This window comes from Priestia sp. P5, assembly GCF_029522155.1.
GTDB lineage: Bacteria > Bacillota > Bacilli > Bacillales > Bacillaceae_H > Priestia > Priestia megaterium_E.
On sequence record NZ_JAKWFJ010000008.1, the window covers coordinates 1 to 19,262 of the forward strand.

18 protein-coding genes, 17 tRNA genes and 2 rRNA genes are annotated in these 19,262 nt (G+C 33.5%); 35 read left to right on the plus strand and 2 right to left on the minus strand.

What is annotated here, in order from left to right; genetic code table 11:
* From MMB69_RS25840 to MMB69_RS25975, 28 genes are all read left to right on the plus strand, one after another.
* Positions 1-122, plus strand: a 23S ribosomal RNA gene (locus tag MMB69_RS25840); the annotation flags it as partial.
* 108 nt (positions 123-230) lie between these two features.
* A 5S ribosomal RNA gene (gene rrf, locus MMB69_RS25845) occupies positions 231-346 on the plus strand.
* A 9-nt stretch (positions 347-355) separates the two neighbouring features.
* Positions 356-430, plus strand: a tRNA-Asn gene (locus tag MMB69_RS25850).
* Between the two features lie 3 nt (positions 431-433).
* A tRNA-Ser gene (locus MMB69_RS25855) sits at positions 434-525 on the plus strand.
* Positions 526-546: 21 nt separating this feature from the next.
* Positions 547-621: transfer RNA gene (locus tag MMB69_RS25860), tRNA-Glu, on the plus strand.
* A gap of 23 nt (positions 622-644) precedes the next feature.
* Positions 645-720, plus strand: a tRNA-Val gene (locus MMB69_RS25865).
* An 18-nt stretch (positions 721-738) separates the two neighbouring features.
* A tRNA-Met gene (locus MMB69_RS25870) sits at positions 739-815 on the plus strand.
* A 4-nt stretch (positions 816-819) separates the two neighbouring features.
* Positions 820-895 (plus strand) — tRNA-Asp (locus MMB69_RS25875).
* 15 nt (positions 896-910) lie between these two features.
* Positions 911-986 (plus strand) — tRNA-Phe (locus MMB69_RS25880).
* A gap of 25 nt (positions 987-1,011) precedes the next feature.
* Positions 1,012-1,087: transfer RNA gene (locus tag MMB69_RS25885), tRNA-Thr, on the plus strand.
* Positions 1,088-1,097: 10 nt separating this feature from the next.
* A tRNA-Tyr gene (locus tag MMB69_RS25890) sits at positions 1,098-1,181 on the plus strand.
* 5 nt (positions 1,182-1,186) lie between these two features.
* Positions 1,187-1,260 (plus strand) — tRNA-Trp (locus tag MMB69_RS25895).
* Between the two features lie 30 nt (positions 1,261-1,290).
* Positions 1,291-1,366: transfer RNA gene (locus MMB69_RS25900), tRNA-His, on the plus strand.
* A gap of 28 nt (positions 1,367-1,394) precedes the next feature.
* Positions 1,395-1,469, plus strand: a tRNA-Gln gene (locus MMB69_RS25905).
* A 5-nt stretch (positions 1,470-1,474) separates the two neighbouring features.
* Positions 1,475-1,549: transfer RNA gene (locus MMB69_RS25910), tRNA-Gly, on the plus strand.
* Between the two features lie 32 nt (positions 1,550-1,581).
* Positions 1,582-1,655 (plus strand) — tRNA-Cys (locus tag MMB69_RS25915).
* Positions 1,656-1,669: 14 nt separating this feature from the next.
* Positions 1,670-1,758: transfer RNA gene (locus MMB69_RS25920), tRNA-Leu, on the plus strand.
* Between the two features lie 30 nt (positions 1,759-1,788).
* Positions 1,789-1,870 (plus strand) — tRNA-Leu (locus MMB69_RS25925).
* Positions 1,871-2,000: 130 nt separating this feature from the next.
* Entirely contained in the window at positions 2,001-2,930 is a 930-nt protein-coding gene (locus MMB69_RS25930; RefSeq protein ID WP_277448664.1) for a tyrosine-type recombinase/integrase, read from the plus strand.
* Between the two features lie 158 nt (positions 2,931-3,088).
* A complete protein-coding gene (locus MMB69_RS25935) occupies positions 3,089-3,874 on the plus strand; it encodes a helix-turn-helix domain-containing protein (RefSeq protein WP_277448665.1) in 786 nt (261 codons plus the stop codon).
* A 315-nt stretch (positions 3,875-4,189) separates the two neighbouring features.
* Positions 4,190-4,906, plus strand: a complete 717-nt coding sequence (locus MMB69_RS25940) for a hypothetical protein (protein WP_277448666.1) — start codon at positions 4,190-4,192, stop codon at positions 4,904-4,906.
* Between the two features lie 94 nt (positions 4,907-5,000).
* Entirely contained in the window at positions 5,001-5,720 is a 720-nt protein-coding gene (locus MMB69_RS25945) for a hypothetical protein (RefSeq protein ID WP_277448667.1), read from the plus strand.
* 422 nt (positions 5,721-6,142) lie between these two features.
* Positions 6,143-6,472 carry a hypothetical protein gene (locus MMB69_RS25950; RefSeq protein WP_277448668.1) on the plus strand — a complete coding sequence of 110 codons (330 nt, stop codon included), beginning with the start codon at positions 6,143-6,145 and terminating at the stop codon, positions 6,470-6,472.
* Between the two features lie 646 nt (positions 6,473-7,118).
* Positions 7,119-7,826 carry a hypothetical protein gene (locus MMB69_RS25955; RefSeq protein ID WP_277448669.1) on the plus strand — a complete coding sequence of 236 codons (708 nt, stop codon included), beginning with the start codon at positions 7,119-7,121 and terminating at the stop codon, positions 7,824-7,826.
* A gap of 66 nt (positions 7,827-7,892) precedes the next feature.
* Positions 7,893-8,399 (plus strand): hypothetical protein, encoded by a 507-nt coding sequence (locus MMB69_RS25960; protein ID WP_277448670.1) that lies wholly within the window; start codon positions 7,893-7,895, stop codon positions 8,397-8,399.
* Between the two features lie 448 nt (positions 8,400-8,847).
* Positions 8,848-10,092: a phage portal protein gene (locus MMB69_RS25965; RefSeq protein WP_277448671.1), complete on the plus strand. Its 1,245-nt coding sequence runs from the start codon at positions 8,848-8,850 to the stop codon at positions 10,090-10,092.
* The gene (locus tag MMB69_RS25970; protein WP_277448672.1) at positions 10,049-11,515 is read left to right on the plus strand and encodes a phage major capsid protein; all 1,467 of its coding nucleotides are present in this window, start codon (positions 10,049-10,051) and stop codon (positions 11,513-11,515) included. Before MMB69_RS25965 ends, MMB69_RS25970 begins: the two co-directional genes overlap by 44 nt.
* 113 nt (positions 11,516-11,628) lie before the next feature.
* Positions 11,629-11,859: a hypothetical protein gene (locus tag MMB69_RS25975; protein WP_277448673.1), complete on the plus strand. Its 231-nt coding sequence runs from the start codon at positions 11,629-11,631 to the stop codon at positions 11,857-11,859.
* Positions 11,860-11,954: 95 nt separating this feature from the next.
* Here MMB69_RS25975 and MMB69_RS25980 read toward each other — a convergent pair whose 3' ends face one another.
* A complete protein-coding gene (locus MMB69_RS25980) occupies positions 11,955-12,404 on the minus strand; it encodes a GIY-YIG nuclease family protein (RefSeq protein ID WP_277448674.1) in 450 nt (149 codons plus the stop codon).
* A 336-nt stretch (positions 12,405-12,740) separates the two neighbouring features.
* On the opposite strand from MMB69_RS25980, the gene MMB69_RS25985 reads away from it, so the two are divergent.
* The 6 genes from MMB69_RS25985 to MMB69_RS26010 all read left to right on the plus strand — a co-directional run bounded on the left by MMB69_RS25985 (position 12,741) and on the right by MMB69_RS26010 (position 17,173).
* On the plus strand, positions 12,741-13,259 hold the full coding sequence (locus MMB69_RS25985; RefSeq protein ID WP_277448675.1) for a P27 family phage terminase small subunit: 519 nt from the start codon (positions 12,741-12,743) through the stop codon (positions 13,257-13,259).
* Position 13,260: 1 nt separating this feature from the next.
* Complete coding sequence (locus tag MMB69_RS25990; protein WP_277448676.1) at positions 13,261-13,554, plus strand: hypothetical protein; 294 nt, start codon at positions 13,261-13,263, stop codon at positions 13,552-13,554.
* Between the two features lie 314 nt (positions 13,555-13,868).
* Positions 13,869-14,315 carry a Panacea domain-containing protein gene (locus MMB69_RS25995; RefSeq protein WP_277448677.1) on the plus strand — a complete coding sequence of 149 codons (447 nt, stop codon included), beginning with the start codon at positions 13,869-13,871 and terminating at the stop codon, positions 14,313-14,315.
* Between the two features lie 32 nt (positions 14,316-14,347).
* A complete protein-coding gene (locus MMB69_RS26000; protein ID WP_277448678.1) occupies positions 14,348-16,366 on the plus strand; it encodes a hypothetical protein in 2,019 nt (672 codons plus the stop codon).
* Positions 16,367-16,433: 67 nt separating this feature from the next.
* Positions 16,434-16,826 carry a hypothetical protein gene (locus MMB69_RS26005; protein ID WP_277448679.1) on the plus strand — a complete coding sequence of 131 codons (393 nt, stop codon included), beginning with the start codon at positions 16,434-16,436 and terminating at the stop codon, positions 16,824-16,826.
* 273 nt (positions 16,827-17,099) lie between these two features.
* Positions 17,100-17,173 (plus strand) — tRNA-Gly (locus MMB69_RS26010).
* A gap of 115 nt (positions 17,174-17,288) precedes the next feature.
* Here MMB69_RS26010 and MMB69_RS26015 read toward each other — a convergent pair.
* Entirely contained in the window at positions 17,289-17,954 is a 666-nt protein-coding gene (locus tag MMB69_RS26015; protein ID WP_029325270.1) for a B3/B4 domain-containing protein, read from the minus strand.
* A 129-nt stretch (positions 17,955-18,083) separates the two neighbouring features.
* Between MMB69_RS26015 and queG the strand changes: the two genes are divergently transcribed.
* Positions 18,084-19,220 (plus strand): tRNA epoxyqueuosine(34) reductase QueG, encoded by a 1,137-nt coding sequence (gene queG / locus MMB69_RS26020; protein WP_277448681.1) that lies wholly within the window; start codon positions 18,084-18,086, stop codon positions 19,218-19,220.
* The last annotated feature ends 42 nt before the right edge of the window (positions 19,221-19,262 follow it).

The window sequence follows — 19,262 nt, forward strand, 5'->3', positions numbered from 1 at the left end:
ATGAGATTTCCCATAGCGTAAGCTAGTAAGATCCCTGAAAGATGATCAGGTTGATAGGTCAGAGGTGGAAGCGTGGCGACATGTGTAGCTGACTGATACTAATCGATCGAGGACTTAACCAAACTTTAAAAGCGTAAGCTTTACTCAGCAAACTGTTACCTAGTTTTGAGAGAACAAGACTTTTTAAAAAAGTCTTGCTTTCTTTATCGAATCATGTATAATATAATATGTCTGGTGACGATAGCGAAGAGGTCACACCCGTTCCCATACCGAACACGGAAGTTAAGCTCTTTAGCGCCAATGGTAGTTGGGACTTTGTCCCTGTGAGAGTAGGACGTTGCCAGGCTGTTATTATTCCACAGTAGCTCAGTGGTAGAGCTATCGGCTGTTAACCGATCGGTCGTAGGTTCGAGTCCTACCTGTGGAGCCATTTGGAGAGCTGTCCGAGTGGCCGAAGGAGCACGATTGGAAATCGTGTAGGCGGTTAACGCTGTCTCAAGGGTTCAAATCCCTTGCTCTCCGCCATTTTTATTTAATTAGCACAGTGGCCCGTTGGTCAAGCGGTTAAGACACCGCCCTTTCACGGCGGTAACACGGGTTCGAATCCCGTACGGGTCACCATTTATTTTTATCTACATAATAGTGGAGGATTAGCTCAGCTGGGAGAGCACCTGCCTTACAAGCAGGGGGTCGGCGGTTCGATCCCGTCATCCTCCACCATATATTATCTATTATCATCGCGGGGTGGAGCAGTTCGGTAGCTCGTCGGGCTCATAACCCGAAGGTCGCAGGTTCAAATCCTGTCCCCGCAACCAAAGTGGTCCCGTGGTGTAGCGGTTAACATGCCTGCCTGTCACGCAGGAGATCGCGGGTTCGATTCCCGTCGGGACCGCCATTTTAAATTTAATAAGGCTCGGTAGCTCAGTTGGTAGAGCAAAGGACTGAAAATCCTTGTGTCGGCGGTTCGATTCCGTCCCGAGCCACCATTTTAAAAACATTTGTTTTTAAAATGCCGGTGTAGCTCAACTGGTAGAGCAACTGACTTGTAATCAGTAGGTTGGGGGTTCAAGTCCTCTTGCCGGCACCACAATTATTGTGGAGGGGTAGCGAAGTGGCTAAACGCGGCGGACTGTAAATCCGCTCCTTCGGGTTCGGCAGTTCGAATCTGCCCCCCTCCACCATTTACAGGGGCATAGTTTAAAGGTAGAACTACGGTCTCCAAAACCGTCAGTGTGGGTTCGATTCCTACTGCCCCTGCCAATTATAAAAATAACATTGCATATATACGTGGCGATTGTGGCGAAGTGGTTAACGCACCGGATTGTGGTTCCGGCATTCGTGGGTTCGATTCCCATCAGTCGCCCCATTTATAAACGATATGCATATTTCAATATTGGGCTATCGCCAAGCGGTAAGGCAACGGATTTTGATTCCGTCATGCGTTGGTTCGAATCCAGCTAGCCCAGCCATATTTGCGGAAGTAGTTCAGTGGTAGAACACCACCTTGCCAAGGTGGGGGTCGCGAGTTCGAACCTCGTCTTCCGCTCCAATTTTAATAAAGTTATTTAGTCTTGAGTAAATGGCGGCATAGCCAAGTGGTAAGGCAGAGGTCTGCAAAACCTTTATCACCGGTTCAAATCCGGTTGCCGCCTCCATTTATTTACAAGCTGCCGGGGTGGTGGAATTGGCAGACACACAGGACTTAAAATCCTGCGGTAGGTGACTACCGTGCCGGTTCAAGTCCGGCCCTCGGCACCATTTATAATTTTAACTTGCCTTTTTTATTTTGCCGATGTGGCGGAATTGGCAGACGCGCACGACTCAAAATCGTGTTCCTTCGGGAGTGTCGGTTCGACCCCGACCATCGGTACTTTAGCTTTACTTGAATCTTATAATGACAAGACTTCAACAAATACGTTGAAGTCTTTTTTGTGTTTTTCTTAACACGACAAAACTAAACCAAAATCGTGTGCACCGAATCGTGTGTATAGGAGGTTTTTATGAGTAGACGTGGAGAGTTAAATGAAAAAGAGTTAAACATTATTAAAAAGAAAGTAAACGATGAAGAAGCATTTGAAAAGTTCTTTAGAGACTGTTATCTAAGAAATTTAAGACCTGCTACTATTGAATATTATAAGAACGAATTTCAAGCATTTAGAAGGCGTATCGATAAAGAACTTGTGGAATGTAATCACAAAGATATTGAAGACTTTATTCTAATGAGTAAACAATCTATTAAGATCACCACTATTAATACTCGATTGCGTGCACTTCGTTCATTTTATAATTTTTTGTTTAAAAATAAACTTATTGATAAGAACCCAATGAAAAATATTAAATTGCTGAGAGATAGACAAAAAAATATTGAGACTTTAGATAATAAAGAAATAGAGTTATTAATAAAAACAATAAGGCGACAGCAGACGTTTGTTTCCTTTAGAGATGAAGTAATGTTACTCGTTTTCCTTGATACAGGAATTAGACTATCAGAGTTGGTAGGTATTGAAGTTGAAGACGTTACTGGAAATAAAATTATAATAAAAAAGACTAAAAATCTATTTGAAAGAACAGTTTATCTTTCTGAAGTAACTCAAGAACAGCTGAGAAGATATATACAAATAAGAGGACATATAGAAGGAATCAACCGATTGTTTATTAGTCAAGATAATCTTGAATTACAACCTCATAGCATTCAAAAAAGATTTACTAAGTATGGAAACGAAGCAAATATAAATAAGAGGGTGAGCCCTCATACGTTTAGACATACTATGGCAAAAAGAATGATACTTGCAGGAGTGGATGCTTTTTCTTTAATGCACTTGCTGGGGCATTCAGATATTACCGTTACAAAGCGATACGTTAATATGTGGGGAGAAGATTTAGAGGCGAAACATAAACTGCATGGTGCTTTAAAAGGATTGAAAATATAATTGTACGAATATTTAGATGAATATTATAATTAAATAAGAGATGGTATTTGAGTTTGGTCGCTCTACCATCTCTTAGTAAACAATAAGCAAAAGTTAAGACCTCTGCTATAAAATAATCTTAGCATGTCTTCTTTTGGTGTGTCAAAAGGAGATACAGCATGGAAAACTTTATAAATAATACAAGACAACCATTTACAGTCATTACAAATGAGCTTCTTCAAGAAGAAACAATATTTAATAATGCTAACGAAAAGCTGTGCTATCTTTACCTATATTCTTTAAAGAAATGCTCTTCAATTTTCCCTTCTCATGAAACAATTGCAAAAGCAGTTTGCTGTTCTATTTCAACTGTGAAAAGAATATTAAAAGAACTTCAAAAATTAAAGTTGTTAGAAATAAAAAATCGACCGGGCCATACTTCAATCTATATATTAAATGACTATAATGAGGTAGTTCAAAATGAACTAGGTCAAAATGAGCGAGCTCAAGATGAACTACGAGCGCAGCCTAATATGAACTACGAGGTAGCTCACAATGAACTACTAAAACTAAAAGATAAAAATAAAATAATTAAAAATATAATTAGTAGTAGTGATGCTCGAGAAATTATTGATAAGGAACTAAGTAAAAAATATTCAGATAGACCTTTTGAAGAGATAAAAAACGATATTTTAAATGATGAGACTTTAATTACTAAAACACCAGCACAATATAAAGCTGTACTCAAATATCGTTTGACGAATTGGAAACCTTCTAAGAAAAATTCACATATTAAGAATAAAACGGTTATTAGAAAAGAAATGATACCAGATTGGTTACATAGAGAAGGAGAGAGTCAACCTAAAGAAATAAAGATGAGTGATGAAGACTTTGAAATTGAAAAGTTAAAACTTCAAACTGAATTAAAAGGATTATCTTTTGAGCTTAAACAGTTTAATCATTAAATGGCTTCTAGAGGCTCCAGAATTCATTTTAAAGCACTTTAATAAAGAGTAAACATAATTTTATATCGATGATATTTATTGTCTTAAACCAACTTTATAGACAATAAAAGCTTATAGTATAAATGATTAAATTAATATTGAAAAATTTCATTTTAATATCTATTATAATTTTAGGACTTTTTAACAAAGGGGGGTTAATATGTAATTTAAAGTATGCAATAAAGATAAAAAATGCTGGCAGCTTCTTTGGAAGAACAAAAAGAAGAAAAGAAGAAAAATTGGTGGCAAAAAATATTTAGATAAAGAGGTCTTTCAGTGAAAATTATTAAAGATTTAATTTCTACTATTGATTTAGCATTCTTATTAACATTTTCAGCAATTTGCAGTTATGGCTTGTATTTCTGTTATTATTGGGGGGTTTATAGTGTTTATAATCTTCCAATTGATTTTATTGACTTAGATATAAGAGCTTTAACTGTAACATCAGTTTTGGCTGTTGTTACTGTCATTATAGCTTTTTATCTTGTAATGATTGTAGTTTCTTTTAATAAACCAGGTGAAGAAAAAACTGGAAATAAATACTTCCCTTTTATTTTTTGGGGAATTGTAGTCTTATATATAGGTTTTATTATTGCTCTAAGATGGGCTTGGGATTTTTCTGTTGAAAAAACATTCGTAATGGGAGTTTCTCCATTTATCACAGGGTTATTAATTTCTCTGAGTATCTATTTAAAGAAGTATCTATATCCAATTACCCTTATAATACTTCTTTTATTAGCTTCATCATTTGTACTAGGAAGGTCCAATACTCAAGAATCCGAAGATTATTGGATTATAAAACAAGGAAAAGATAAAACATATGCTGTTCTCGATATTTCTAAAGAAAAGTTTATAATTGCGCCAGTTAAGTTAAAGAAGAAGCTTATAATGCCTAAGTTCCAAGTAGTGGAAACTAAATCTGAAAAAGGAAAAGAAATAGAATGGGAACGTATGCATACAGGTAAGTTAAAAGTAAAAAATTATTCTAATTAGTTTAAACAGACCACTAAATTATTAAATGCAAATTAGGTAGCAAGTCAGCCAGAGAAACTGACATCGAAGAATATTTAGATAAAGAGGAAATTAAATGAATTTTTTTAAAGACAAATTTATTAACTCTGATTTTGGAGTGTTTATAAGTTTAGGTACTTTTTTAGGCTATGTTTTATATTATGTAAACTCTAGTCGTTTTAATGCATATTATGATGTTCCAGATCGCTTTTTAGATTTTAGTTTCCAAAATATAGTTTCTCATACTTTTAGTGTGGTACTTTTTGTAATTGCAGCTTACGTTCTCCGACAAACTATTTTGAACAATTCTTTTATTGAAAGTATAGAGATAATAACTGTGATGGTACTTAAGGTTATAAGTCCGTTCATGTTAATTATAATGTGTCTTTATAGATATTTAGATTGGGATTTTTTAACATACAATCAAGAGTATTGGACGGTAATGTCTTTCTGTATATTAGCTGTTTGGCTTTGTTGGTATACGAGGAATCACCATCGACTAATTTCTATAGTTGCCATTTTTATTATGGCTGTTAATATGGCTAACAAAATGGGAGAACACGAAGCTATAACTAAAGAAAAATATATTATTTTAGAAAAAGCAAATAACGAGAAATACGTTGTAGTTAACAATTATAAAAATATGCTGATAATAGAACCTGTTAATTTAAATACAAAAGTTATTAGCCCTAGCTTTCAATTTATTGAATTAAAGTCAGATAAAGATAATAAGTTTAAATTTAAAGTTATACATACTGGAAAGTTGAAGGTTGAAGGTCCGAAAGTTTTTCAATAAGAGATTTGCTGGAGAAAACAGGTCATTTGTTATACTGTCTAATTAATTCTATAAAATAAGCAAAATCTTTGAAAAATAAAGTTAAAGTAAATATACAAACATTGAATACAATATTCAAAAGCAGTTTACATAATCGAGCTTCTAGGAAGCAAGGCATCCTTTAAAACGTTGATATATAAGCGTTTTAGGATGCCTGTTTTTTATGGAATATGCATTGGTTTATACATCGTTGATATATCAGTGTTTTTAGGGCATTATTTCTCATTATTTCCCGACTTTTTTGCATAAGAAAATGAGACAGGTTGGGCAGCTTTTTCTCGGTTATTTTTGATAGTTCACATTTTAGACACATTTTAACTTTACACCGAACATACGTTCCGATATAACGAAAGTGTACTAACAAACTACTGGAGGTTGTATTAATGGAATTTTTGATGAAAAGTTATGAGTATCGATTTGAACCGGCTGGAGATGTCTATAAAGTAAAGGTTAATTCGTTAGTTGAGTTGCAGTTATTATTTCATTCCCAGTGTATTGATAATGGGAAGCGAACAGGGGAAGCATACTTTAAAACAGAAAGTGATGATAAGTGGCTTGAGTACGAAGAATTTATTTTTAAATATTTTAAGTATGAATTGAGATTACCTCAATTTGGATATGAGAGAGTAAAGTATATTGGTTCTGAAGATGAAAATGGAAATTTTAAGAGTTACGAGGGTAAGAGTTATGAAGAAATATTTCAGGAGAGCTAATGAGCTCTTCTTTTTTCTTTGAAGATATTAATAAAATTCTTTTTGTAATTTACGTTTTACGTGTTCCAGATATAAATACAATAGACAATTAAATATAACGGTATTTAGAAGCTGAGAGTTTAACCAGAAGCAAACTCCAAAGTTCACCAGAGCTGTTGCAACAACCAAAGTCTGGTCGATGGGTTTAATATTCATACGATAATAACCAACCTTATTATTATCTTGCATATGATATTAGCGTCTACCCGTTTGTAATGGCTTTTAATGTTTGAGCCTTGAAGAATTAACTTCATTAATCAACATTGGAGAAGAACTGAATCAGAGTTTGTTAGATGTGGTCGTAGGAATTCTAACATTTGTCTTCATGGATGCCTACGATATATAGGTCTTTATATTCTTAATTAAATAATTAATTATTCATTAAATAAAAAAATAAATAAAACACAACGAGAAAGCTTTAGCTTTCGAGTAGACGGTGCGACAGCGCCGGCTTTTGTAATTTAATTTCTAATTCAATTTACGTTTTCTGTAAGCAAGATATAAATATATTGTAGGTTTTAAACCATTGTTGACACTATTTTATATATATATTATGTCAAGCTTGGTTTAAAAAACTATAATACTATGCCAGGGAGCTCTTAGTAATATGATTGAATTAAAAACTTACACCGATGAAGAATTAAGTCACGCATTAAATATTGGTGTATCTACCTTAAAATCCAAAAGAAAAATTACTGAACAAAGACATTTGAAGAACTATGAATGGTCAAGAGATAAGAAAAAGAAGGTTTATACAATTAATTCTTACAAGAGTGAAGCAATAAAAAATTCTTTAGAGGATACATTTGAATCTATGCTATCTCATTTTTGTCATGAAAAAATTCCTCTAAGAAACAAAATGAAAGCGCTTAAAATAATGATTGTACTTTATAAGATCGAAATAAACATGCCTTCTGAATTGGCTCTATGTATTGGTGAAGATAAACAAGAGATTCATAGATATATCAATAAGTTTAAAGAAATGGATTTATTAGTTGATTATGGGTATGACCATTATCTAGTTAATAGAGAAGATTGGTCTTGGGAATCTATTAGCCAAAAACAATCAGAGTATGTTGAGGACTACTGGAGTAGAGCCTTTTTTAGACAGATTGATCTTAGAAAAGTGTCTGTTATAGAACCTGATATGAAACAAGTTGAAATATGTAAAGCAATTGCTTCTGCTAATACAGAGTCGGAATATGGAATCCTCAGAAAAGTGACACATAAAAGGCTAAATAATGAAGCTAAAGCCTATTTTGGGCCATTTCTAGAACATGCAGCCAAAGAATTAAACCTTTTTCAAGATGAATGAATTAAGTTCATCTGTGTTTTTAATAAACAGATATAAAAACAAAAATATATGGAGGTATATATACAAATGATAGATTACAGCAGAGTTATGAAACCTACGAAAAACATAGAAATAAGTGAAGAAGAAAGAAAAAAAATAGAAAAAATAAAAGCAGAAAAAAAAGAAGCCGAAGTAGAAGAGTTAGTTTTTAAAAAATATGGATATCATCCACTTCCTGACCAAGTAAAAGATCAAGTAGTTGAAATAGAAAAAGCAAGGCAACAACAAAGCAAGGTATCACATAATTGGAACTATGATCGCCAGTATGCCTTTAATGGTATTACAAGAATGCCGTTACCTTATGAACATTGCCAACCAGTTTATATCTTGGACAAAGATTTCAATATCATTGCACGAGTAGAGGCTAAAAATCTTGTTCGTAGATGGCTTATAAGAAATGAAGATATATGGATTACAGATAAGACTGTTTATAGATATTTAACTTCTGGCAAACTTTTTCGGGGACAATATTATTTTGTTTCAGTAAATACGTACGAGGAATTTATTAGCGAGAAAAAAAATAAAAGTTTTTAAAAAAAGTGGCTAAAAAAGATGAAATGTCCGGTAGTTGTATTACGTAATATATGTAGAGGTCTTTTATAAGGCTTATATTTTTTTGTTATTAGTTGTTTAAGTAAACATTGAGTTATTAGAGTGAAGGAGTTCGCTATCTCCTTCATTTCTTTTCACATAACATGTAGTCAGAAGAACATCGGTCTTTCCTCCAAAAGACTTTATTCTATCTATGATCCCCATCTTCGGATGGTCCTTCTAACTTGTAGTTAAGTTAATAGTTTTTCATTCATAAGTTCATCCTCCATGAACCTAAACACAAAGACAGAACAAGCATACATCCATGCGTCGGTTCTCGTCCTCTAGTCCAGAAGCGTACCACTTATGTGGTGCGTTTTTTATTTTGTCCTCATTTGTTTTAAAAAACAATCCTATAAAAATTTAACTCCATAGAAAGGAAGAATCCCCAATGGCACCATTTAGATTTTTCAGCAATAAGAAAAATCAGCCTGCTGAAAATTATCCGACTGCGATTTATTCAACTGCGCGATCTTACTCAGTAGATGAAATTTCTGCAATGCAAATTCCTGCTGTAAAAGCTTCTGTTGAGCTTATTTCCTCAACAATCAGTTCATTACCTGTATATCTCTATGAAGAATTAAGAAACGGAGATATTAATGAAATTGATGATCCACGAGTTTCTTTATTAAATGAAACAGCCAATAAGTACGATTCAGCAACCAAAATTAAAAAATTATTAGTTAAAGACTTACTTCTATATGGACGAGCCTATTTGTTTAAGCAGAGTAATGAATTTCATTATCTAGAAGCAAGCAAGATTACTCAAAGAATCTTTAGCAGTGACGGAATTACAGTTGCTCAAAAAGTATTCACTTATAATGGCCAAAAAACTATTGAGCTTTCAGGGGATCAAGTAATTGAATTTTCTACTGGAACAGAAGGTGTCTTAGTTGATGGCAGCACTATTCTTCAAAAAGCTTTAAATGAGCTAAATTACTCCACGAACGTTATGACAAACGGTGCCCTTCCATTAGGCGTTCTTAAAACTGCTTCAAGGCTAACGGAAAATGCAATCAATAGCTTAAGAAATAGTTGGGAGAACATATATGGTGGTCCCTCTAAAGCTGGTAAAACACTTATTTTAGAAGAAGGTATGGACTACCAAGCAATTTCAATGAAGCCTGATGAACTCCAACTAAATGAATCTTCGAAACAAACCCTTTCATCAATTGCCCGTTTATTTAACCTTCCCGAATCACTTATCAATTCAGAAGCCAACAAATACAACAGTTTAGAGCAAAATAACCTGTCGTTTTTACAATACACAATCACTCCTTTAATTACTCTCATTGAATCTACGTTAAATCACAATCTATTAGAAATCTATGAAAAGAACAGTGGTTTCTACTTTAGATTTGATACTTCGGAAGTTCTTCGAACTACCCAAGAGCAGTTAGTTGATACAACTATCAAACTGTTTGACAAGAGTCTAATTTCAGCAAATGAAGCAAGAGCCAAACTTGATATGAAACGACTTGAACGAGATTATTATTTTCTTTCTCTTGGTTCAGTTATTAAAGATGCAGAAACAGGAGAGTTAACAATTCTAAATCAAGGACAAACCATTCATCAAGGAGGAAGTACAACTAATGAAGATGGAACTTCGACAAAGCCAAACACAGTTAACAAGTGATGGTGATCTACTTGTCAAAGGCTACGTTAACAAAACAAATACTCTATCAGAAATGTTAGGCAGCACTACCAGATTTAAAGAGAAGATTGCACCAGGCGCATTTGCTAAAGCAATTCGTAATAAGTCGAGAGATGTAGATTTTCTTGCAGAGCATGATAGTAAAACTGTTTTAGCTTCTACAAGAAATGACAGTTTGACTCTAAAGGAAGATGCAGAAGGATTATATATGGAAGCTCGTATTAGTCCTACATCTTACGGAAAGGATTGGCATGTTTTAATATCTGACGGAATCGTTCAATCAATGTCATTTGGCTTTAGAGCACTCAAGGAATCATGGCAAAAGGTTGAAGGTATCGCAATTCGTACAATCCATGAATTAGAACTTTTTGAAGTATCCGCAGTTCGCAATCCTGCGTATATGAGCAGTTCAATATCGGCACGAGGAATTGACATAATCGAAAACATTTCGGTGCCTAAAGAAATTTCAGAATATTCGAATAATAAAGAGGAGAGAAACAACATGATGGAAATTACAGAAAAACGTAACAATGAATTTGAACAAATTTTAAAAGGTGAAACTCGTTCACTACAAATGACAGCACAAGCAGGAGCAATTATTCCTCAAAATGTGCATGATGAAATTATCTTGAAAATGGAAGAAACATCTCCCGTATTTGCTAAAGCACGTAAACTTCAATCAGTAGCTGGAACACTTCGTGTTACTCGTGAAAATGATGGTGTAGTAGCAGGATTTGTAGGGGAAGGAGAAGCATTAACAGAAGGTCAAATTGGTTTTGAATATGTTGACCTAAAACAAAAACGAGTTGGTGCAGCTGTATCTCTTTCAAATCAACTTATCAATGATAGCGCGGTAAATATTCAAGATTATGTAGGCTCACTTTTAGCACGTCGAACAGGTAAAGCCATTGAAAAATCAATTCTAGTCGGCACTGGTAACACTGAGTTTGCTGGTATTATCAATGATGCTGATATTCAAGCAGTCCTAAGTACAGGAACGGGGGCAGTTCTTCTTGATGATTTACAAACTTTATACCTTACAATTCATCCTGACTTCTTAAATGGATCTTCATTTACTATGTCTCGTGAATTCTTTAATACTATTGCTAAATTAAAAGACAATGATGGTCACTTCTACCTACAAATGGGCGTGGTGAACGGGGCAGTTCAATATACACTTTTTGGACTACCAGTTGATGTAACTGATGCATTGCCTGCTTCAACTCCTGTAATCTTCGGTAACATTACAGAAGCTTACAACGTGATGATCAAGCAGGAAGCAAAATTACAAGAAATCAATGATACTACAATGGCTCTGAAAGGCGCAAAAATGTTCCTATTTGATTTTTACGCAGATGGAGCAGTAGTAAATCCACAAGCTGTAGTTAAATTAACAGTGTCTTAATTTAAGTTTTTATGTGAAATATTTCACAATATTGGAGAGCGTTTGGCTCTCCTTTTATACATAGAAGGCTTTTATTCCATAGCCTAAAAGAACAGTAAAGGAGGTGATACACAATGAACAATTATATAGATTGCATGGAATATATCGAACCATTAGAAAAGATTCGCCATCAATTCCGCCCTTCAAGCTATCGATTCATGATTGCAGAGTCATTGGTTTACTACTTCTCTTCTAGAGATTCAAGTCTAACCATCATTCAAAACAATACTAATCGTGTTTTACGACATTACAACATCGCACCTGTAAGTCTAGGCTTTGTTCGCAATGTCTTAGGAAGAAGGTAAGAATCAATACTCATTTAACTAAATAAACCTACTGCTTTACAGTAGGTATATATGCACAGAAAACGCAGGTCTATCACAGGTTCTGCGTTTTCTTACTATTTACTTTCTAATTCTTTGAGTGAATATTCTTCATAATTGTCTTCATCAATGCCAGTGTATTCTAATACAATTTGTGATTCAAAAAAATCTTTTTTTGTATTTGTTGTATTTAGTCTAGGCTGAAGAAGATTAATAATGAATTTCTCCATATAGGTCCGTTCTGTCTTGGTCGTTTTTTTTGAAAAAGTAAGGGCCCATACTTTACTAATTAGTCCCTCATAATTTCGCAGGTGAGTAGTGAGACGACCTTTCATTTTAATAGATTCTCCTACGTATAAAACGTATTCAGAACCATCTTCCTCTTTAGCATAAAGAATATAGATTCCGTTTAAATTTTCATCAATCTTATTCAGGTTAAAACCTTTACAATAACCTTTTATGTAGTGTTTTTTATTTAAATACTCTATTGCGTCAAAGCGAAGGTTGCTACCAAATATATTTTCCATTTAATGTCTCCTTTCTTTTATATCATATACCAATTAAGAACTGTGACACAATGAATAATATTGAGGTTTCCAAGGAGTTTCTAAGGACGCAGGTCTTGTAAGTAGTGTTAATGATAGATAGTTCTCAAATATTTATGATAAAGCTTAAGAAATAAGGAAGAGTGAACAATTTCAGTCGTCTTTTATTTTTCTATTATGAAAAAATTGAAAAGGTACCGGCTATCCCTCTGAATAAAAGTGATGACAGCTTGGGGAATACAGGGGGAGGAATTCTTTTACCATCTTTACCGTAATGCAAGGTCCATGTCGTAATTTCAAATTGAAAGGAGTATAAAAATGGCACGTAAACATAAGATTGCAGGGACTCATAATGACAGTAATGTCACACGAGCCAAGCAAAAAGAGGAAAAGGCAGTAGAATTTAAAAATGCCCTGCCACAATCTAATTTAAATGAAATTCCATCTTCTTTATTTTTAAGAAATGAAGAAATTTATAAATTAATCGTTGGACAATTAGCTGAACTAGGCGCAGTCCATCTTGTGGGTATTGATAAATTCACTTTGATTTCATTGGCCAATACTTTTGATTTGCTCAATGAAGCTGAGAAAATTATTGCTAAAGATGGTCTTCAACAAACTCTATTGACACGAGAGGGAGCAACTAAAATTATTCCTAATTCAATGTTACAACAAAGAAATACCCTGATTACTACATTAAGCAATCAGTTAAAGAATCTGCAGTTAGACCCTAGCTCGAGACAAGCCCTAATTGAAACAGTAAGTAATAATATTAATCATTTCAGCTCTAATGGTGATGATTTGTTTATTGATGAGTTACTAAAAGGGGATATGTAATATGAAAGTATTAAATAAGCTGTATCCTGAAACTTCTAAAAAAATAGAGGATTTTTTAAACATGGCAAAAGAAAAGAAGTTTAGTAAAGAGCAAGCTATAAGGATTTTAATTAGTAATCCTGAATTCTTAGATCCTGTTCTGTTTATATTATTCACTATGGAAAATAATATCGTAGAATTATCTTATAAAAATTATATTGTTCACATGAAAAATAAGGGTATCCAAAGTAAAAATAAAAAATTAGTTTTAGCAACTGAGGAAGCATTAATAATTGAGGAACAAATAAAATTATAGTGAATAGAATATTATAAGTTTAAAGTGAAATTTTAAGTTCTAGACTAAATAATTTCTTTGTAGCTTGTCAATAATATAAAAATTATCAATAGTTTTTGTTCTAAATTCCTTATGTTCTTAGTATTAAAGAAGTATAAAGAGCTATAAAAATTTAAAAATTTTTATACAAAATTACCTAATCTTAGTTATAATAAGAAATGTTAACTATTTTAATTTTTTATTTTTTGCTTATAAAGCAGGATTTTTCTGTCTTTTTGTCGAATAAATACAATATTAAAACAATGTTTCCTTCAAAATTAAAAGGAGGGATATGTATGATGGAACTTAATCAAGTAGCTCTATATTTTAGAAATAGAAGTTTAGAAGGTAAAGAATTTTCTATTACACATCTAAAATTACAGAAGCTTGTATATTATGCTCAAGCATGGAGCATGGCCATATACGGTGAACGCTTAATTGACAGTGAACTAGAAGCATGGTTACATGGTCCAGTTTCTAGAGAACTTTATCGCGAATATCGTGATTTCGGATTTCAAGAAATTCCACCTGTAGATAGATTGAATTTCCAAATCAATGAACAGGACTCAGATGTTTTAGAAGGAGTATGGAGGCTGTACGGAAAACATGATGGTAAGTATTTAGAAACTCTTACACATCAAGAGGCTCCATGGATAAACGCTTGGGGAAGAGGAATGAACGAAATTATTGAAGTAGACGATATGCGTGATTATTATCAGGGATTATTGCAAGGCGCTAACTAATTGCGCCTTGTTTTTTTGGGGGAATTTAAGAGTTGATACTAGGTCTAATTGTTGTAGTTACTGCTTTTATTCTAAGTACTTATTATAAAAAAGTTAGAATTTTGTTAGCTAAGTTTATCTCAACAATTTCTATTTGGAAAAAAGAATTGATTTATCGTGTAGGAAAATATAATTTTTGGGCAACACTTATTAGTCCTGTAATTTTTATAGGATTGTTTTATATTTTATATTTAACCATTCCAAATACAAAGTTTGTTGTACATAATTTAAAATATATTAATGAATGGTTTATGCAAATAGACTTAAATATTGTTAATGCAATAAGAAAGTATCCTTCATATACTATAGGAGTAATTGATGTAGCATCTAATGTTTTAGCAATTTTCTGGTCTATCTCTCTTACTATTTATTTCTTTGCTTATAGAGAAAGAAAAGCTGTAGCTATTAGTAGTAATTTAGCGTCAGGAAATATGGGGTTCATAATAGGTTTAGCACTCATTCTTTTTGATACAATCTATGGTAAGATATTTGCTATCCCGTTTAATAAAGAACATATGGAGATTTTTTATCATGATACACAAAATGTTGTGAGACTTTCTATATGGTTTACTATTACCTTTATAAGTGTATTTTATGGAGTAAATACATTGAGGAAGATGCTTAACAGTATCGATATCAGAACACTGCTTGGACACTCTATGTCTAATATTAATAAAGCTATAATTCGATCTATGATTTTAAATAGAGGTTTTAAATTTAGAAAAGGCTTATATGAATATTTGATTGCATCTATTGAAACCTATTATCAAACATTAATTGTTTGTGTTGAGAAAAATATGATGGAAGTATATAACGAATCTTTCAAGTCACTTGAAAAGTTTGCTATTTTGTTTTTTCAAGGTGTTAGTCAGAAATTAATAGATAATTATTTACAAAGGCCTTCAAAAATTAAGGTACCTTCTCAATTACTGTATACTGCATCCAATGAAGCTTATAAAAGCTTACATAAATCCTTGCTAATACAGCATGTAGCGTTGATAAAATCACTACACGATCATAATCGTCATTCAGAAATATCAAGATGCATACAAATATTTTTTAGATTTGAGCCATCAGATCAATTTGGCGATTTACAAAAAGAATTTCATACCATTTTACATGAATTAATTATGTATTTAGATTCAGACGAACCTGTATTGTTTCGAACAGGTTTAGAATTTCTGCAACAATTTTCTAAGAGAGAGATTCAAAAAGATGCTTCAAATATTGGCGGGTTGCGGATTTATAAGCATTTACTATTGAATTCAGTAGAGCAAGGAGATATAAACCTAATTAGCCATACTGCATATTCTATAAAAAGGCTTATTAATCAAAAAGAAAAAACTAATTCAAAAGTCCAGCCTTCATGGTCCAATGGAGTAAGTTTGCAACCAAGGGAAAATTCCAATGTTGAAAAAGCTATAATATATCTTATTTTACAATCTATCTTAAAAAGTATCGAGTTATCTAAGTATCCTGTAACAGGTTTTTTGGTGAAATATTTAGTAACGAATTATAGTCAAGAAAGTGTTCTAAGAGATACTTTTGAATTGCTAAAACAACATAATGGACAAGATATATATTTATCAACGGAAAAGCTTCAGGGCTCATACTTTTCTGAGCTAGATGTGGATTTTGTCTTTAATGAAGACACTATTGAATATTGTATGCAAAAGATGGGACTCATTATTTATACTCAACAAGTTTTTGCAAAGAAAAATGCATTACCAGGTTGGAAAAAAGTAGGGGAGAAAATTGATATAAATTTTGTATCAACGCCATCTATTAAATTAGAATATTTAGTCTATCTTGAACAGAAAATAGAAAAAGCTAAGGACAAATTTGGTTTACTCTCTTTAGAGAATATGAAAGAGTATTTAAATATTCCATCAAGTGAAGAAGAAGAGAAAGAAGAAGAGAAAGAAGAAAAGAAAGAAGGAGAGAAAGAAGGGGAGAAAGCAGGAGAGAAAGCAGCTAACTCTCTAGCTCTTCAGTTCTCCAACTTAACTTAAAAAATAATAAAATTTCATTTACAAAATCAATCTTCCAGATATAAAAGATCTAGGAGGTTGATTTTTTATGTTGCCTACAAGGGGAGATCTTATCGAACATTTATCGAATAAGATGACAAATCAAGACATTGCGAAAATTTATGGGATTACATTTCAAAAGATAATACAGCTTATTAAGAAGCACAATCTCAATCCAAATGAATTGAGAAAAATAAATAAATACACTGTCTATTTACATTTATTAAATAACGAAATAATATATGTAGGCAGTGGAGTTTGGTATCGGTGCAGAAGATATACTAATAGAAGAAACTCGGAACATAAGCAATTAATGAAGGATGGTAAAATCGAATATAAGTTTGTAGGAGAGTTTGATCGAGAAGAAGATGCAAGGAGCTATGAAAAGGAGCTTATAAAAAAGTATAAGAAATTGGGACAAGCCAAATTCAATAAGATTTAATCAAAAACACTCAAAATAAATCATAAATAGGGTTGACTTTTCCAAAGGAACAAGGCATAATAATAAAGGTAATCGTGTTAACCGAAAAAACAACAAAGTTCGACAAACGTTGAAGGTAAAGATCTAAATAAGATTCGAGTTGTTTTCGGGACTCAAAATCGTGTTCCTTCGGGAGTGTCGGTTCGACCCCGACCATCGGTACTTTAGCTTTACTTGACAGGATGATTCCTGTTTTTATTTTTACTTATCGGTCGACAAATTTTGATAATATTTGCGGGTGTAGTTTAGTGGTAAAACCTCAGCCTTCCAAGCTGATGTCGTGAGTTCGATTCTCATCACCCGCTCCATACATATTGTTATCACAACGCAGTGTCTCGCTTTCAAAGCTGAGATGTTGCGTTTTTTATTTTTAGCGTAAATATAGCGTCTATCTTTTCAAGATAGACGCTATATTTACGTACATCAGTTAATGACTTGATAGGTTGCTTCGCCGCCGTGAATTTGAATGAACATGTCACTTAGGGATTTAGTTAGTTTATAAGCCTGTTCTTCTGAAAGTGAAGGTTTTAAATAAATGAACTGTACAGCTTGTGTTGTCTTTTCAGTTACGTACGCTCGGTTAGAATCGACATAAGGGCTTCCGAAAGCTCCTAGGGCATCTTTTGAAATGATTTTATTTTCTAAAGAAATATTACGTTCATTTAGAGCTTCATAAGATTCTTCTTTTTTACCGATAGTAAATTCGATAGGGCCTTCTAAATTAGAGGAATCATAAATTCCAATTGGGACTTCATATTGCAATGAAAAAAAGTTATTAATGTCCACAGCAGAATTGATAGAAGGCAAATACGTTTGTTTTCCTATTCTTCTAATTAAAGCTTCTATAGAAGGACGATATTTACTTGGATCAGTTCCAAATGTTTTGAAAAGCTTTCTCCACTCGCTAACACCTTCGAATTCTGTTACTTTTTTTGACTCAAGGTCGAAATAAATGGATTCTTGAAAGAGGCGCAGACGTCCTTTTAGCATTTGAGGAGAATCACCAACTTCAATATTTTTATACTGAATGATTCCCATTTTAAAAGAAGGGCAAAGCTGTTTAATAGCGGGCGATAATGTAAAGTTCATTTTTTTGATCCTTTCTATTATAATTAGTATTTGTTCGTTTATAGATACCATCCTATCATTTCATTGAGTGAGAAAACAGTTCAATGCATGAATATATAGAATTTCTTAGAAAGGAGGCCATTACTCACTATGAATGCGTATCAGTTGAAGGAAGAAATTATTTCATACAGCAAAGAGATTGGAATCGATAAGATTGGATTTGCGAGTGCTTCTATGTTTGATGAATTAAAGAATCGATTGTTAGCACAGCAAGAGTTAGGTTATGCTTCAGGCTTTGAAGAACCTGATATTGAAAAGAGAGTAGATCCCACATTAGTTGTTCCAAAAGCTAGATCTATTATTTCAATTGCACTTGCGTATCCTTCTAAATTAAAAGATGCACCAAAGAGCACAAAGGAAGATCGCCGAGGAATCTTTTGCCGTGCTTCTTGGGGGCAAGATTATCATACGGTTCTACGTGATAGGCTTCAAAAGCTTGAAACCTTCATAAAAGAAAAAGTACCTGCAGCTATCCTTCAATCGATGGTAGACACAGGCGAGCTGTCGGACCGAGCTGTAGCAGAAAGAGCTGGTATTGGCTGGAGCGGTAAGAACTGTGCCATTATTACACCTGAATTTGGTTCCTACGTGTATTTAGGAGAAATGATTACAGATATCCCGTTTCCTCCTGATAAACCGATAGAGGACGGTTGTGGTACTTGTAATAAGTGTGTGGACGTGTGCCCTACCGGCGCGCTTGTAACAGGCGGTCAGCTGAATTCGCAGCGATGCATTGCCTTTTTAACCCAAACAAAAGGATTTTTAGCTGAAGAATTTCGAAGTAAATTAGGCAATCGTTTATATGGCTGTGATACATGTCAAACTGTGTGTCCCGAAAATAAAGGAAAAGACTTTCATTTTCATCCTGAGATGGAGCCTGACCCAGAACTTGCGAAGCCTAAATTAAAACCGCTTTTAACGATGAGTAATCGTGAGTTCAAAGAGAAATTTGGACATGTTTCAGGGTCTTGGAGAGGGAAAAAGCCAATTCAGCGTAATGCCATTATTGCACTGGCCCATTTTAAAGATCAAACCGCCGTTCCAGATTTAATTGAGTTAATTAAAAATGACGTTCGCCCTGTTATTCGAGGAACGGCGGCATGGGCGTTAGGCAAAATTGGTGATAAAGAAGCATTAGATACACTTATGAACTTAAGAGAAAAAGAAAAGGACCAAGAAGTAATTGAAGAAATGTCAAAAGGTATAGAGATGCTTCAAGAGATCTAAACCGTATTTTTATTGATAAAGTTAGCTAATGAGTCATAGCGT

What these genes read in the sequence shown, in the direction of transcription:
- MMB69_RS25980 (WP_277448674.1), bottom strand. Translation starts at nt 12,404, where the DNA reads ATGGAAAATATATTTGGTAGCAACCTTCGCTTTGACGCAATAGAGTAT.
- MMB69_RS25990 (WP_277448676.1), top strand. Translation starts at nt 13,261, where the DNA reads ATGAAAGTATTAAATAAGCTGTATCCTGAAACTTCTAAAAAAATAGAG.
- MMB69_RS25965 (WP_277448671.1), top strand. Translation starts at nt 8,848, where the DNA reads ATGGCACCATTTAGATTTTTCAGCAATAAGAAAAATCAGCCTGCTGAA.
- queG (WP_277448681.1), top strand. Translation starts at nt 18,084, where the DNA reads ATGAATGCGTATCAGTTGAAGGAAGAAATTATTTCATACAGCAAAGAG.
- MMB69_RS25955 (WP_277448669.1), top strand. Translation starts at nt 7,119, where the DNA reads ATGATTGAATTAAAAACTTACACCGATGAAGAATTAAGTCACGCATTA.
- MMB69_RS25960 (WP_277448670.1), top strand. Translation starts at nt 7,893, where the DNA reads ATGATAGATTACAGCAGAGTTATGAAACCTACGAAAAACATAGAAATA.
- MMB69_RS26015 (WP_029325270.1), bottom strand. Translation starts at nt 17,954, where the DNA reads ATGAACTTTACATTATCGCCCGCTATTAAACAGCTTTGCCCTTCTTTT.
- MMB69_RS25950 (WP_277448668.1), top strand. Translation starts at nt 6,143, where the DNA reads ATGGAATTTTTGATGAAAAGTTATGAGTATCGATTTGAACCGGCTGGA.
- MMB69_RS25985 (WP_277448675.1), top strand. Translation starts at nt 12,741, where the DNA reads ATGGCACGTAAACATAAGATTGCAGGGACTCATAATGACAGTAATGTC.
- MMB69_RS25935 (WP_277448665.1), top strand. Translation starts at nt 3,089, where the DNA reads ATGGAAAACTTTATAAATAATACAAGACAACCATTTACAGTCATTACA.
- MMB69_RS25930 (WP_277448664.1), top strand. Translation starts at nt 2,001, where the DNA reads ATGAGTAGACGTGGAGAGTTAAATGAAAAAGAGTTAAACATTATTAAA.
- MMB69_RS25970 (WP_277448672.1), top strand. Translation starts at nt 10,049, where the DNA reads ATGAAGATGGAACTTCGACAAAGCCAAACACAGTTAACAAGTGATGGT.
- MMB69_RS26005 (WP_277448679.1), top strand. Translation starts at nt 16,434, where the DNA reads ATGTTGCCTACAAGGGGAGATCTTATCGAACATTTATCGAATAAGATG.
- MMB69_RS25975 (WP_277448673.1), top strand. Translation starts at nt 11,629, where the DNA reads ATGAACAATTATATAGATTGCATGGAATATATCGAACCATTAGAAAAG.
- MMB69_RS25945 (WP_277448667.1), top strand. Translation starts at nt 5,001, where the DNA reads ATGAATTTTTTTAAAGACAAATTTATTAACTCTGATTTTGGAGTGTTT.
- MMB69_RS25995 (WP_277448677.1), top strand. Translation starts at nt 13,869, where the DNA reads ATGATGGAACTTAATCAAGTAGCTCTATATTTTAGAAATAGAAGTTTA.